The organism is Taklimakanibacter deserti (assembly GCA_003574785.1).
On the sequence record QORU01000003.1, the window covers coordinates 498,163 to 511,585 of the forward strand.

Annotated in this window: 15 protein-coding genes; 8 read left to right on the plus strand and 7 right to left on the minus strand. The window is 62.7% G+C overall.

The genetic code is table 11. The features are described from left to right. Positions 1–44: 44 nt before the first annotated feature. Positions 45–755 carry an HAD family hydrolase gene (locus DS839_RS08570; protein ID WP_119269863.1) on the minus strand — a complete coding sequence of 237 codons (711 nt, stop codon included), beginning with the start codon at positions 753–755 and terminating at the stop codon, positions 45–47. 153 nt (positions 756–908) lie between these two features. On the opposite strand from DS839_RS08570, the gene DS839_RS08575 reads away from it, so the two are divergent. Then, positions 909–1,370, plus strand: a complete 462-nt coding sequence (locus DS839_RS08575; RefSeq protein ID WP_162918390.1) for a hypothetical protein — start codon at positions 909–911, stop codon at positions 1,368–1,370. A gap of 12 nt (positions 1,371–1,382) precedes the next feature. Here the strand turns inward: DS839_RS08575 and uvrB are convergent, their stop codons facing one another. Beyond that, positions 1,383–3,752: an excinuclease ABC subunit UvrB gene (uvrB, locus tag DS839_RS08580; protein WP_438816505.1), complete on the minus strand. Its 2,370-nt coding sequence runs from the start codon at positions 3,750–3,752 to the stop codon at positions 1,383–1,385. 148 nt (positions 3,753–3,900) lie between these two features. Between uvrB and DS839_RS08585 the strand changes: the two genes are divergently transcribed. From DS839_RS08585 to DS839_RS08600, 4 genes are all read left to right on the plus strand, one after another. Continuing rightward, positions 3,901–4,317 carry a hypothetical protein gene (locus DS839_RS08585; protein WP_119269865.1) on the plus strand — a complete coding sequence of 139 codons (417 nt, stop codon included), beginning with the start codon at positions 3,901–3,903 and terminating at the stop codon, positions 4,315–4,317. Beyond that, a complete protein-coding gene (locus tag DS839_RS08590) occupies positions 4,301–5,413 on the plus strand; it encodes a hypothetical protein (protein WP_119269866.1) in 1,113 nt (370 codons plus the stop codon). The genes DS839_RS08585 and DS839_RS08590 overlap by 17 nt, the downstream gene beginning before the upstream one ends. Beyond that, positions 5,403–5,720: a hypothetical protein gene (locus tag DS839_RS08595; RefSeq protein WP_119269867.1), complete on the plus strand. Its 318-nt coding sequence runs from the start codon at positions 5,403–5,405 to the stop codon at positions 5,718–5,720. The genes DS839_RS08590 and DS839_RS08595 overlap by 11 nt, the downstream gene beginning before the upstream one ends. Before the next feature lie 67 nt (positions 5,721–5,787). Beyond that, positions 5,788–6,228, plus strand: a complete 441-nt coding sequence (locus DS839_RS08600; protein ID WP_119269868.1) for a hypothetical protein — start codon at positions 5,788–5,790, stop codon at positions 6,226–6,228. Here the strand turns inward: DS839_RS08600 and DS839_RS08605 are convergent. Next, the gene (locus DS839_RS08605) at positions 6,201–7,778 is read right to left on the minus strand and encodes an FAD-binding oxidoreductase (RefSeq protein WP_119269869.1); all 1,578 of its coding nucleotides are present in this window, start codon (positions 7,776–7,778) and stop codon (positions 6,201–6,203) included. The genes DS839_RS08600 and DS839_RS08605 overlap by 28 nt on opposite strands. A 65-nt stretch (positions 7,779–7,843) precedes the next feature. Between DS839_RS08605 and DS839_RS08610 the strand changes: the two genes are divergently transcribed. Together DS839_RS08610 and DS839_RS08615 are read left to right on the plus strand one after the other, a co-directional pair. After that, positions 7,844–8,713, plus strand: a complete 870-nt coding sequence (locus DS839_RS08610) for a 23S rRNA (adenine(2030)-N(6))-methyltransferase RlmJ (protein ID WP_119269870.1) — start codon at positions 7,844–7,846, stop codon at positions 8,711–8,713. A gap of 180 nt (positions 8,714–8,893) precedes the next feature. Continuing rightward, entirely contained in the window at positions 8,894–9,886 is a 993-nt protein-coding gene (locus DS839_RS08615) for a helix-turn-helix transcriptional regulator (RefSeq protein ID WP_162918391.1), read from the plus strand. A gap of 85 nt (positions 9,887–9,971) precedes the next feature. Here the strand turns inward: DS839_RS08615 and DS839_RS08620 are convergent, their stop codons facing one another. Both DS839_RS08620 and DS839_RS08625 read right to left on the minus strand, forming a co-directional pair. After that, positions 9,972–10,385, minus strand: coding sequence for a hypothetical protein (locus tag DS839_RS08620; protein WP_119269872.1), 414 nt, complete (start codon positions 10,383–10,385; stop codon positions 9,972–9,974). A 240-nt stretch (positions 10,386–10,625) separates the two neighbouring features. Beyond that, entirely contained in the window at positions 10,626–11,156 is a 531-nt protein-coding gene (locus DS839_RS08625; RefSeq protein WP_119269873.1) for a tetratricopeptide repeat protein, read from the minus strand. 216 nt (positions 11,157–11,372) lie between these two features. On the opposite strand from DS839_RS08625, the gene DS839_RS08630 reads away from it, so the two are divergent. Beyond that, positions 11,373–11,768, plus strand: coding sequence for a hypothetical protein (locus tag DS839_RS08630; protein ID WP_119269874.1), 396 nt, complete (start codon positions 11,373–11,375; stop codon positions 11,766–11,768). Positions 11,769–11,820: 52 nt separating this feature from the next. Here the strand turns inward: DS839_RS08630 and DS839_RS08635 are convergent, their stop codons facing one another. Together DS839_RS08635 and DS839_RS08640 are read right to left on the minus strand one after the other, a co-directional pair. Further along, positions 11,821–12,093: a hypothetical protein gene (locus DS839_RS08635; RefSeq protein WP_119269875.1), complete on the minus strand. Its 273-nt coding sequence runs from the start codon at positions 12,091–12,093 to the stop codon at positions 11,821–11,823. A 125-nt stretch (positions 12,094–12,218) separates the two neighbouring features. After that, the gene (locus DS839_RS08640) at positions 12,219–13,388 is read right to left on the minus strand and encodes an FAD-dependent monooxygenase (protein ID WP_119269876.1); all 1,170 of its coding nucleotides are present in this window, start codon (positions 13,386–13,388) and stop codon (positions 12,219–12,221) included. Between the last annotated feature and the right edge of the window lie 35 nt (positions 13,389–13,423).

Here is a 13,423-nt window from a genome sequence, read left to right on the forward strand (position 1 = left end):
ATAGGGCAAAAACAGGGCAAAGCCCTGCCTCGACTGCATGCCTGTCAGCCGACCTGGCGCACGATGTCCAGGAGCTCGCCCAGATGCGCGATATGCCGGTACCGCCGGTTTGCGGTCGGCGCCTCATCCTCCTCGAGCGCCCAGGTCAGGCTGTGCGGCACATGGACACCCCAGCAGCCCGCCTTGAGGGCGGGGACGATGTCGGATTTGAGCGAATTGCCCACCATCATGCTGCACTCAGGGCCGTCGCCATGGCGGGCAAAGACCCGGTCATAGACCTCGGCCGATTTGTCGCTGACGATCTCGACCGCCGTGAACAGCTCGCCAAGGCCCGATTGCGCGAGCTTGCGCTCCTGGTCGAACAGGTCGCCCTTGGTGATCAGGATGAGGCGGTAGTCGCCGCTCAGCGCTTCGAGCGCGGTGCGGGCATGCGGCAAGGGCTCGATCGGATGGCTGAGGAGGTCGCGCCCGGCATCGACGAGCTCGCGGATGACGCTCGCCGGCACCCGGCCCTCCGTCACCTCGATGGCGGTCTCGATCATCGACAGGGTGAAGCCCTTGATGCCGAAACCATAGGCCTTGATGTTCCGCCGCTCGGCTTCGAGCAGCCGGTCGGACAGATGGCCGGGCTCGGCATAGTCGGCGAGCAAGGCGGTGAAGCGCTTCTCGGTCAGCCGGTAGAACTGCTCGTTCTGCCACAGCGTATCGTCGGCATCGAAACCGATGGCCGATAGTCGGGTGGCGGCAGGGGGCATCCGGGGGCTCGCTCGGTTGTCGAAGCTGCGCAGCATAGGCCCAGGCGGCAAGCGGATTCAACATGCCCGGGCTTGCCTGCCGGTATTAATGGTTTATGAGGAAAGGACGGATCTTTGGGGGCGAAGATGAGACGGCGGATTCTGCTTGTTTGCATGCTGCTACTGCTGGCGGGGTGCACAAAGACACTGCCGGACAATTATTCAGGACCAACGGCCGTTGTTAAGGACACCTATGCAAACTACGTCGAAGGCGGGTTCTTCCGGGATGAAAAGGTGGATCTGTTCGTCATGCAAACCATGGATGGGAAGCTGATCGACAATGGACAGTTGGCGACTGCCCGTGCCAGTTTTAAATCGAGCCTCGGCATTGCATTGAAGCCTCAGGCCTATGAAAGACGGGTGCCCATAAGGCCAATGACGATCGGGCTCGCTGCGATCATCAGCTATGCCGCGGGCGGTCAGTATGGGGGTAGCCGCGAACCCCAGACGATGGCTAGCCGGAAGGTCAAATTCAATCCTGTGGCAGGCGAGACATATGTTGTGCGCGGACGGATCGCGCGGGATAATTCAGCGGTGTGGCTCGAGACTGCCAGCGGTCGGATTGTGAGCGAGTAGAGACAAATCGTTTCAGCGTCCGCCCTTCTTGAAGGTTCGTGTCCCCGGCCTTCCCCCCTTGGAGGCGGCGCGGCGCATCGGCTTGGGAGAGGGCCAGGAGGCGGTGGCGGGCTTGATATTGGACGCGCCGCGGCGCGGCTCGTCCATCGGATCGCGCGCCAGAGGATCGTCCATCACCGCCAGCTCGACGTCGCGCAGGCGCTTGACCTCGTCGCGCAGCCTTGCCGCCTCCTCGAATTCGAGATTGGCGGCGGCCTCGCGCATGCGCTTCTCCATGTCGGCAATGACGCGCTCGAGATTGTGGCCGACGAGCGGTGCGCCGTCCTCGGCCAATCCTGAATCGACGGTCACATGGTCCTGCTCATAGACCGACGACATGATGTCGGCGATGTTCTTCTTGATGCTCGCCGGCGTGATGCCGTTCGCCTCGTTGAAGGCCTGCTGCTTCTCGCGCCGCCGGCTGGTCTCGGCCATGGCGCGCTCCATCGAGCCCGTCACATGGTCGGCATAGAGGACGACCTTGCCGTCGACATTGCGCGCGGCGCGGCCGATCGTCTGGACGAGCGAGGTCTCGGACCTGAGGAAGCCTTCCTTGTCGGCATCGAGAATGGCAACGAGGGCGCATTCGGGAATGTCGAGGCCTTCGCGCAGCAGGTTGATGCCGATCAATATGTCGAAGGCGCCGAGCCGCAAGTCGCGGATGATCTCGATGCGCTCCAGCGTGTCGATGTCGGAATGCATGTAGCGCACGCGCACCCCTTGCTCATGCATATATTCGGTCAGGTCCTCGGCCATGCGCTTGGTCAGCACCGTCACCAGTGCGCGATAGCCCTTCTTCGCCACCTCGCGACATTCGGCGATGAGATCGTCGACCTGGTTCTTCACCGGCCGGATCTCGACCGGCGGATCGATGAGGCCGGTCGGGCGGATGACCTGTTCGGTGAAGACGCCGCCGGTGCGGTTCATCTCCCAGGAGCCTGGCGTCGCCGAGACATAGACCGACTGCGGGCGCATGGCGTCCCATTCCTCGAAACGCAAGGGCCGGTTGTCGATGCAAGAAGGCAGGCGGAAACCGAATTCGGCCAGCGTCGCCTTGCGGTTATAGTCGCCGCGGAACATGCCGCCCAATTGCGGGACGGTCACGTGACTTTCGTCGACGAAGACCAGCGCATTGTCGGGCAGATATTCGAACAAGGTCGGCGGCGGCTCGCCCGGCTTGCGGCCGGTGAGATAGCGCGAATAGTTCTCGATGCCGGCGCAGGAGCCGGTCGCCATCATCATCTCGAGATCGAACAGCACGCGCTGCTCGAGGCGCTGGGCTTCCAGCAGCCGTCCCGCGGCATTGAACTCGGCAAGCCTCAGGCGCAGATCCTCCTTGATGCGGGAGGCGGCCTGCTCGAGCGTCGGCTTCGGCGTCACATAGTGCGAATTGGCATAGAGCTTGATCTCGCCCAGCTCCGCCGTCTTGTGGCCGGTCAAGGGATCGAACTCGACGATCGCCTCGACCTCGTCGCCGAACAGCGAGACGCGCCAGGCGCGGTCCTCGAGATGCGAGGGGAAGATTTCGACGGTGTCGCCGCGCACCCGGAAGGTGCCGCGCACGAAATTGCCGTCATTGCGCTTGTAGTGGAGGGCAACGAGATCGGCGAGGAGCCGGCGCTGGGCGATACGCTCGTTCCGCTTCACCGTGAAGGTCATGGCGGAGTAGGTCTCGACATCGCCGATGCCGTAGATGCAGGAAACGGAAGCGACCACCACGACGTCGTCGCGCTCGAGCAAGGCGCGCGTCGCCGAATGGCGCATGCGGTCGATCTGCTCGTTGATCGACGATTCCTTCTCGATATAGGTGTCGGTGCGCGGAACATAGGCTTCCGGCTGGTAGTAATCGTAATAGGAGACGAAATATTCGACCGAGTTGTCGGGGAAGAAGTTCTTGAACTCGCCATAGAGCTGCGCGGCGAGCGTCTTGTTGGGCGCCAGCACGAGCGCCGGGCGCTGCGTCGCCTCTATGACCTTGGCCATGGTGAAGGTCTTGCCGGAGCCGGTGACGCCGAGCAGCACCTGATCGCGCTCGGCCGACCTGACGCCGGTAACGAGGTCACCGATGGCTTGCGGCTGGTCGCCCCGGGGCTCGAAATCGGAGACGATCCGAAGCGGCCTGCCGCCTTCGGATTTCTCCGGCCGCGGCGGGCGGTAGGGGACGAAGGTTTCGAGGGGCGAGAAATCAGGCCGCAAGCTTTCGAGACCGGCCCGGGGCCCCGACATATCGGCGCGCGGATCCGGCCGCTGGCGCAACGCGTCGGCGGTCGGTATTTCGGGGAAGCCTTCCAGCGGCTTCTGCGGGGCTTCCGAGAAACCGCCTTCCTGTCGTGAATGTCCCATGATGGCCGTAATATAGTGCGGCTTGGCACCGGCCGGAAGGGTCGGAGGCCGTCACTGCTGACATCATAATGGCAGGATGCGGCGCCCTAACGACAAGGGGAACCCGACAGGCTAAGCTCATGTCGATTCTGGGGAAGGGGGACTAGCCTTGACACTCATCCGCAAACTCGGCTTTGCCTATTTCGCGCTGTTCGTCATCGTGGCGGCGATGAGCTACGTGCCGCAGTTCAAGGATGCCAATGGCATGATGTTCGGGCTGTTCCGCCTCGATCTCTATGATGACGCGCTGCACCTGTTTTCCGGCATCTGGGCCGGCATCGCCGCCTTGAACTCGACCCGCGCCACGGTCACCTACTTCAAGCTGTTCGGCACGCTCTATTTCCTCGACGGCGTGCTCGGCCTCTTCACCGGCAGCGGCTATCTCGATTTCGGCATCTTCATCAACGGCGTCCTCGATCTCGATCTCACGACGCGCATACTGGCCAATCTGCCGCATCTCGCCATTGGCGGTTTCGCCGCCTATGTCGGCTTTGTATTGTCGAAGCACCATGGCGAAGCTGCGTAAGACCAAGCGGACGCTCCTGGCGCTCGCGATCTTCCTGGCCGTGCCGGCGCTCTATATCGGCGTCGGCTGCCGGGGCTCGTCCGACATCGGCAGCTCGGTGACCGTGCCGGTGATCGATCCCGAAACCCGCACCAAGGTCGACGGCGTACCGAATTACCGCTTCCCGGAGGAGAAGTCCTATCTCACCTTTCCGGAATGGTACATCGTCTACACCTCACAGGATTTCGCCAGCTATATCGACAAGAACTACCCGAACGGCTTCAGCTATTTCCGTTCGGCCGGCGAATTCTGGACCAGCTATTGCGCGGTCAATCAGTGGGTCACGCCGCGCTACGAGTTCAATTTCGGCACGCATCTGATGATCTATGTGATCGGCATCAGCCATACGGTCGAATATGTGATCAAGGGCATTTACGAGAACACGATCGGACGCCTGAGCGAGCTGTTCGCGCCGGTGCCGCCGACGCCCGAGGACCTGTTCCAGCGCAAATATGCTTTTGACTATGGGCAATGGCTCAACACCGTGCCCTGGTATGATTTCGCCTTCGGCGAGCGCCTGACGCAATTCTGGGAAACCGTGCCTTTTGCGGGGCCGGGCCCGGTGCGCAAAGCCGAGCGGCGCTTCGCGGTCTCGGCCGAGCTCGCCGTCAAGGCGGCCTATGGCTGGCTCATCAAGGGCGGCTCCGAAACCGTCTATGAGCCGGCGCAGCTCGAGATCCACGCGCTGATGCGCGGGCTCCCGCTTGACACCGCGCCCATCGACCGGCGCATCGTCCTCGTCGAGACGTTTCGCGATGGAACGCAGCTCGTCAAGCTGCCGCGCTATCAGCCTTTCACCGAGATCGTGCAGAAGCTCGGCCAGACCAATGCAACCTTTCTCGAGATCGGCGGCAACAGCAACATCCTGATCTCGCTGACGGTGCCCGACAACTGGGCACCGCCCGAGGGCATGCCGCCGATCCTGTTCGAGACGAAGATCCTCTCTGGCGCGGGTGGAAAACGGGTCGGGCTTTCCGTGCCGGTCACATTGCTGCTCGATGTCGTCCGCAATATCGCGCCGAGCGGGGCGCAACTGGAGCACGTCTATGACTATTGAGGGTCCGCTCCGCCGGCTTTTGCGTTTCGCAGGCGGTGCTTCAGTCGTGCTCGCTGCGTGGACGGCGATCCTGGCAGGGCTCGCTTTCACCTTGCCGCCCGGCGCGCCGCTGGCGGTCTTCGCGCCCGGACACGCCCTGGAAACGGTCGCCGCGGCTCGCGGCTCGTTCGAAGGGCTTGGGCACAGCATCGCTGTCACGCGCTCGCCGGAACCGGGGCTCACGCAAAGGCTCTATCAAGCGGGCGCGCTGCTGGTCATCGATGCGAGGGTAGTGATGTCCTGCCGCGCCTTGCTCTCCAAAACTTGATTTTCGCCCCGGCATCCACCGCTCCTAAGCTCGTGCCCGGCCTGTCAAGGACGGGCGTATCGCAGCCATGCCCGGCAAGATCCACGAGTCCAAGCTTTGGCGCTTCATGCTGGTGACGGCGGTCTTCGTCGTCCTTGGGCCACCGATCGGCGGCCTCGTCGCCTGGCTCGGCATGGGGGCCTCATCCCTCAGATCGCCTCTGCCCTTCATCTTGGGCTCCTATAGCGAAGGCATATGGCTGGCGCTCGGGACCGGCATGATCGTCGCCGGCGCCGGCCTGTGGTTGAACATGACGTCATGGCTCGTCCCTGCGGTCGCGACGCTCATCGTCAATGCGCTGTTCTTCGTGCTGACGGCGGGCATGGATTTCTCGCAAGCCGACTATCCGGCGGTCCTCCTCGGGGTCGGGCATGCCTTCCTTCTGCCCTCCTTCGTCGCCGCCTGGCTGTGCTGGCTCATCACCCGCAAGCTGTTGCTGGCTCAAGATGTGGACAGGTCCGCCGCATAGGCTTCGTAGAAGTTGTTGCTGAACAGACCTTGCGGATCGAAGCGCTTCTTGGCGGCGAAGACCTCCGCGATCATCGGATAGGCGCGGCGGAGCTGGGCCGCATCATAATGGCGCTGATAGGGCAGGAAGAACCGGCCGCCATGCTTGTCCGCCAAGTCGATCAAATCGCGAGTGAGCGTCCGCATCTTGGCGATGCCCGTATCGTCCACCGACTGATTGACGTAAAGTACGACCGAGAACGCATCCGCCGGCGCGTAGTTGAGAGCGACATCTTCCTGATGGACGACGCGCACCGAGGCGTTGAGCAGCAAAGTGTCCTGGCGCGTCATGAGATCGCGCATGTCATCGACGAAGGCGATGAGATTGGCGCGCGGCACGAAATATTCATGCAGTATGTCGGTCTCGCGGTTCATTTTGTTGAACAGATAAGGCACCGAGTCGTGCATCGGCTCGTTGCGCGAGACGAGGCAGGCTTCGCCCGTCGTCTTGACGATGTCGCTGACCGTGCAGGGTTCGAAACGGTGCTCGAGCTTCTTCTCGGCATACCATTTGGCCGCGCTGAACAGACCGCCCTGCTTGGCGAGGTTGAAGATGAAGCGGCGCAAGCCGGCCGAGCTCACATCGGCCAGCGGCGGAAGCGATGGATCGGCAATGTCCTCGCGGTGATAGGTATAAATCAGCATCTCATCGAGGAAGCTTCCCGGCGCAGTCGAGAGATGGCCATAAAACAGGCCGATCGCCGGATCGGCGGCGATCTCCTCGGCGAAAAGCTTCGGGAACTCGGCAAGCGTGATCAGCCGGCGCTCGGAACGATAGATCACATTGTCGGCGATCTCGATCTCGGCATCGAGGATGACGCCGAACAGGCCGTAACCGCCGACCACATGGCGGTAGAGATCGGCATTCTCCGTCCGGCTCGCCGTGACGACCGTGCCGTCCGCCAGCATGACCCGGAGGCGCTTGAGCGTGCGCTCGATGGCGCCGACCTGGTGATCCATGCCATGGGCATTGACCGAGATCGACCCGCCGACGGTGAAGACGTCGGAAGACTGCATGGCTTTGACGGCAAAGCGCGGATGCAGCACATTCTGGATGTCGTGCCAGCGAGCGCCGCTCTCGACCGTCATTGCGCACGCGGCCTCATCGACCTTGACCGCGTTGAAGCCGGTCATGTCGAGCACGATGCCGTTGCGTGCGAAAGCGTGCCCGCCCATGGAATGAAGCGCTCCGGCCATGGAAACCTTGAGGCCGTTGGCGCGCGCATAGCTCAGCGCATCGGCGATGTCTTTCTCGCTTTTGATCGCGATGACTCCCTTGACCGGCGTGCGCGAGAGGCAGCTCACATCGTTCACGGTGCCGGCGCGCAGCGACCAGGGCAGGCTCGCCTCAGGCGGTGAGCTCGGGGCTTCGCCTGGCGGCAGGACGGGCCCGCAATCCTTGGGCGCGATCGGCGCGGCTCCCAGGTAATAGGCCTCGGCTCCGGCCCAGACCGAAGCCGCTCCGAGCCCGATCGCACCGATGGCCTTCCGGCGCGTGAACCCTTTCGCCATGAGTCATCCCCCTCGAGTGGCCGGACACTAGCCTAATACCTCTTGGGGGAATAGAAGGCGCCCTTATGAACTATCGCCACGCCTATCACGCCGGCAATCATGCCGATGTCCTCAAGCACATCGTCATGATGCGCGCTTTTGCGCAGCTGAAGAAGAAGGACAAGCCGTTCCTGTTCCTCGATGCGCATGCGGGCATCGGACTTTATGCGCTGTGGGGCGATGAGGCGCTGAAGACGCTCGAATGGCAGGACGGGGTGGGGCGCTTCTACGACCCGTCGGGCATGCCGGTGCCCCTATCCTCCGACTGCGAGCAGCTGCTCGCATCGTGGCGGATGGCGATCGCCGCCGTGAATGCGAGCGGGCAGCCCTTGTCGCACTATCCGGGATCACCCGGCTTCGCCTTGGCGAATCTCCGCCCGGCGGACCGCATCCTGCTCAACGAGCTGCATCCTGAGGATCATGGCCGTCTCAGCGATTTCGCGGCGCGCGATGGGCGGGTGAAGATCACCGAAGGCGAGGCGGCAAGCGCGATCAAGGCGCATCTGCCGCCGCCCGAGCGGCGCGGCTTTGTCCTGATCGATCCGCCCTATGAGCTGGAGGATGAAGCGCGTCGCGCCGTGCAGATGCTGCGCGACGGATACCGCCGCTTCGCCACCGGCGCTTTCGCTCTGTGGTATCCGGTGACGGGAGACCGGCTATCCGAGCATATTGTGGCTGAGGCGAAGGCGCTCGATCTTGCCAAGATGCTCAAGATCGAGCTTTGCGTGCGCGAGGCCGTGCGCGAAGGTGGTCTTGCGGGTTCGGGACTCATCCTGGTCAATCCGCCCTGGCCTTTGGCGGACGAGCTCGCGGTTCTGGGACCGGCGCTGCGCGATCGCCTGAAGCAGAATGACGGCGCCAGCTGGTCGCTCGACTGGCTGACGGCGCCCGGCTGACACCGCCTGGTTGTGGACTGATCCACCAGACGTGACCTTTCGGGAATATGGCTCACCACACAACCGTAATGAGACCTGTCTCAGTGCGTGGGAACCTTGCGGACATTATACCGGCGCTTGATGCGAGCGACTTGACAGGAGAGCTGACGGCGCGACAATCGAGGGGAGAGAGGGTACAATTTGAGTCCACAGCCCGCCAGCGCGCTCAGGCCACGCACGCTCTTGCCCGGAGACGGCAAGTCCATCGCGCGTCTGATGCGCAAGATTACGCCCCTCGACGACAAGCTCGACCGCAACCTGGCCAAGGTCCTCGACGATCTTCTCGAGGAAGAACGGCTGATCGGGGGCCTGATCGAGGATTATGACGCGGCGGGTGCCAGGACTGTCGTTGCGGCAACTCTTTCCGCTTTCGTACCGCCCGAATTCCGTGAGGCCTATCTCGACAGGCCCTGGCCTTGCCTCACCAACTGGCTGCTGCTGCGCTGCCTCAAAGGCGATTCGGGACTCTTCCTCGATCGGGCGGAGCAGGCGCAAGGCAATCTCGCCAGCGGGCTCGATCTCGTGATGCTGGATTATATCCAGACGCCCATGGATTTCACATCACCGGAAGGACGCCGCATCATGACGGTGTTCTTTCCGTTCTTCCTGTCGATCCATCGCGGCTACAATCTCAATTCGATGATCGTCGAAGCCGGCGCCATCTATGAGCAGATGGCGCTGAGCGCCGGCTTCAGGCTGTACAAGCCGCTCGATCTCGATACTGATCCGCCCGCTGAGCCCGTGCCCACCGGCGCCTCGACGAAACGGGCGGTCTACTTCTTCCAGCGCGACATGATCGCCGACACGCCGCCATCGACACCGGTCTCGGCCGTCTTCACTTATCTGCCGCCGCGATTCCGCTTCACCGCCGGCGAGCAGCGTACGCTGCTGCGCGCCATCGACGGACTGACCGATGAGGAGATCGCCGGCACGCTCGACGTATCGCGCGATGCGGTCAAGCAGACCTGGCGCTCGATCTATGATCACGTCATCCAGGTGATGCCGGATCTCGTCGATCGCGGCCAGATGGTCAGCGGCGAAGGATCGCGCGGCCAGGAAAAGCGGCGGCGCATCGTCGCCTATGTCCGCGACAATGCGCAGGAACTCAGGCCGCATTATCTGCGCCGCGGCTGATTTGCCAAAAGCCCCTCATCCCGGGCGTCGGACCGGAATGAAGGGCCAGGCTACCCCCGGAGGAAGACCGGAGGGCAGGGGAGAATCAGGCCTCGCCGTCGTCACCGGCCAAGAGCTTCACCGCCAGCACGCCCAAGGCGATCGCGAGCGCGAAGACGAAACTCATGAAGACGAAGAGCGTCACGAAACCGGTAGCTTCATAGGTTGTCGCCGCAAGGCGGGCGCTGGGCCAGATCGCCATGACCGCGACGATGGCGAAGCAATAGAACGCGAGCTCCGTGAGAGAGGGCGATAAGAGCTCGCGTCCCGCACCCAGGGCTCCGAAGAGCGCCAGGGGCAGGAAAAGGAGAACGGCAGCCAAGAGGCTATCGGGCTGCAAGAGAAAGAGTGTGCAGGCGGCGGCCAACAAGGTCGCGAGCGCGCCGAGCGCGAGGAGGGAGCGCCCGCGGCTGACCCGGAGGCGCAGAGAGCCTCTATGCTGCGATAAGCGGATTTGCATGCGCAAGCTCCCAACCGGGCCAAAGCCATGAGGCGCCAATAAAGGCGCCAGCCCGGATCGTTTTTCCGAGCTTATTCATGTATTTAGTCCGAAATCTCAGCGTTTGACGGGTCGTCAGATAGCCAGACTGACGCGATCACAGGAAGGTCACAATCCCCATTTTGGGGAGGCCAACGAAGATTTGGGAGGTGCAAAGGGAAGAGCGCCTGTCCGTCGGCGTTCTTCCCTAACGTTAGAAATTCAATTCACGCCGGTTTCGATGTGCTCGGCCAGCTCCTGATATTCCTCGCAGGTCGTCCCGCAACGGCTGGCAATTTCATTCAGCTGCACTTTGGCGAGGTCGACCCGGCCGGCGGCCACATAGCCTTCGCCCAGATATTCGCGGGCCAGGACGAAATTCGGATCGATTTCGAGGGCCTTATGATAGTAGCGGAAAGCTTCGTCGAAGCGGCCGGCTTTGCGGTGGCTATAGCCGATGTAATTCAGGACGCGTGGATCCTGCTTGTTGCTGACCAGTTCCAGCACCCCGATCGCCCAGTCATATTCGCCGGAAAGCGCCAAATTGCGGCCCTGCTGATACAGGTCCTCGTCGGGCAATACGCCAGGATTCTTCGGCTTGCATTTTCCATTCTTGACCACTTCGTTCTTCTTGCATTTCGGCTTCGGATTGGTGTCGCTGGTGCCGCCGCTATCCATGGCGAAAGAGGGAGCGACCGATGCCGCGCCGAAGGTCAAAGCAAGTATCGTGACCAAAACGAGATGAATCTTCATAACCTGTCCTCCAGGGGAAATACGAGACTATTACGTTTCCGGACGCATTTACATTCCACGCCCCAAAAGGCCGTCTGTTTCAGGATCCTTACCACAGATATCCGACATGCGGATGTCATGAACCCGTGATGAACCCGCCATTCAGGCCAGGCTAACAGCGACTTTGCCATCCTCCCGCCATCGATCGGACACGATCGCCAATTGCTGGAGGTTCCTATGAATAAGCTTTCTAAGTTCTCGCTCGCCGTCTTTGGCGGTGTGAGCGTGCTTATGCTGGCCGTCCCGGCGGATGCAGCGACCGGCCGCGTGAAGTTCCGCGCTTCGGTCGACGAGATTCGCCGCTACTGCGAGCGTCTCGACGAAGATTTCTGGCGTACCGAACGCACCTATGGCTGCGGCAACAAGGTCGGCTGTTATGGCGGCAAGTGTACGGCGAAGTTCCGGAGCCCGCCTCCTCCGCCTCCGCCTCCGCCCCCCTTGTTTGCGCGGGATGGAAGCGGCAACGGCGGTGGTGGCCAGGGCGGTCAAACTGCCGGCGGCGGGCGTGGCGACGGCAATAGCAACGGCAATAGCAACGGTAGGGGCAGTTCCTCTGCCGGTGGCCCGAACTGATCGGGAATGAAGCAGGTCCGGATCACGATCATGTCGCTGATCCGGACCCGTTCTATTTGGCAGGATTCCGGTAATCCAGGATCTTGACCACCAGGACGGCCAGGAAGACCGCGGCGACGGTTGCAATCAGCAGAATATCTCCCGTCGGCGCCATGGTGACGAGATTCTTGGCCTCGGCCGCAAGGAAGCCGGCTTGCGAGGGGACGGCGCTGACGATCATCAGCACGATGATCGCGGCAATGAGGCCCAAGGCAAAGACGCCCATGACCAGATGGGTGCGCGCCGCGAAGTCGCGATAGCGCTCTATGACCTGTCTTGCCCGCATGCTTGCCGTCCAATCCCGAAATCCAACGATCCAATGAAGTTCATATGAGAAAGCTTTGTGCGCGCTTAAGGCCGAGCCTGTGGCGAAATGATGTTATTCCGTTAACGGAGGATTAAGCGGCCCGATCACGCGCGTGGATCGAAGTCGTAGATCCACGCCATGCGATCGAGGAAGCGGGCCGGGTCGGTCATCCGCAACACCGCGTTCCGGGCGATGCGCAGTGGGCCGCCCGCATGATAGGCACGAGCGAGGCGTAGCGAAGACTGGGCGATGCGCCGGGTTCGTGGCTTGCGTAAAGCCTCATAGGCACTGAAGGCGTGGGCGATGCTGTCGGCGCGTTCGGCTGCGCGGGCGAGCGTGACCGCATCTTCGAGCGCCATGGCGGCCCCTTGCGCAAGATAGGGCAAAGCCGCATGTGCGGCATCGCCGATGAGGGTCGTCCGGTTGCGCGACCAGCTTGTGACAGGCGCCAGATCGGCGGCCGCCCATTTGTGCCAGGGCGAGGAGATCGCCAGGACCTGAAACAGATCCGGATGGATCTTGGCGAAATGCGCCATGATTTCCTGGCGGGCCGCCGGCGCCGACCAGTCCTCGCTTTCCCAGCGCCCGTCCATGGCGGCAACGATATTGAGCGCCTTGCCGCCTCTCACCGGATAGTGCACGACATGGCCGCGCCGGCAGAGCCAGAGCGTTATGGCCGCCAGGTGCTCCGGCATGGGCCGGTCGAAAGATGTCAGCGCCCGGTGCAGGATCTGATCGTGCTTGCGGAGCGCACCCTCCTGGCCGAGGCTTCGGCGGACGGCCGACCTTATGCCATCGGCGCCCAGCAGGGCTTCGCCGCGCTCCGACCCGGCCGGGGTCGTGATCTCGACATAACCACCCTTGTCGGCGACACTCGTCACTTCCGCATTCATCGCCAGTTCTATACCGGCATGCTGCTTGGCCCGCTCCGCCAGCCCGGCCAGGAGGTCGGCCCGGTGGATGACCCGGTAGGGCTCGCCGAAACGCCGTTCGAATTCGGCACCCAGCGCAATCTCCTGGAGGATTCTGCCGCTATGGCCGTCGCGAATGAGAATCCTGGGCGGTGCGAAGCTCGCCGGCGCGACGCACTCCCAGACATCGAGATATTTGAGCGCCCTGACGGCATTGGGGCCGATCTGCAGCCCGGCGCCGACAGTCTCGAAGGCGCCCGCCTTCTCGAGCAGGCGGGCTGCACGGCCGCTGCGAGTGAGGGCAAGAGCGCTGGCAAGTCCAGCGATGCCGCCGCCGGCGATGAGAATCGGATGACTGGGCATTAACGCACTTATCTCCGATCGGCTGATCTCGTACA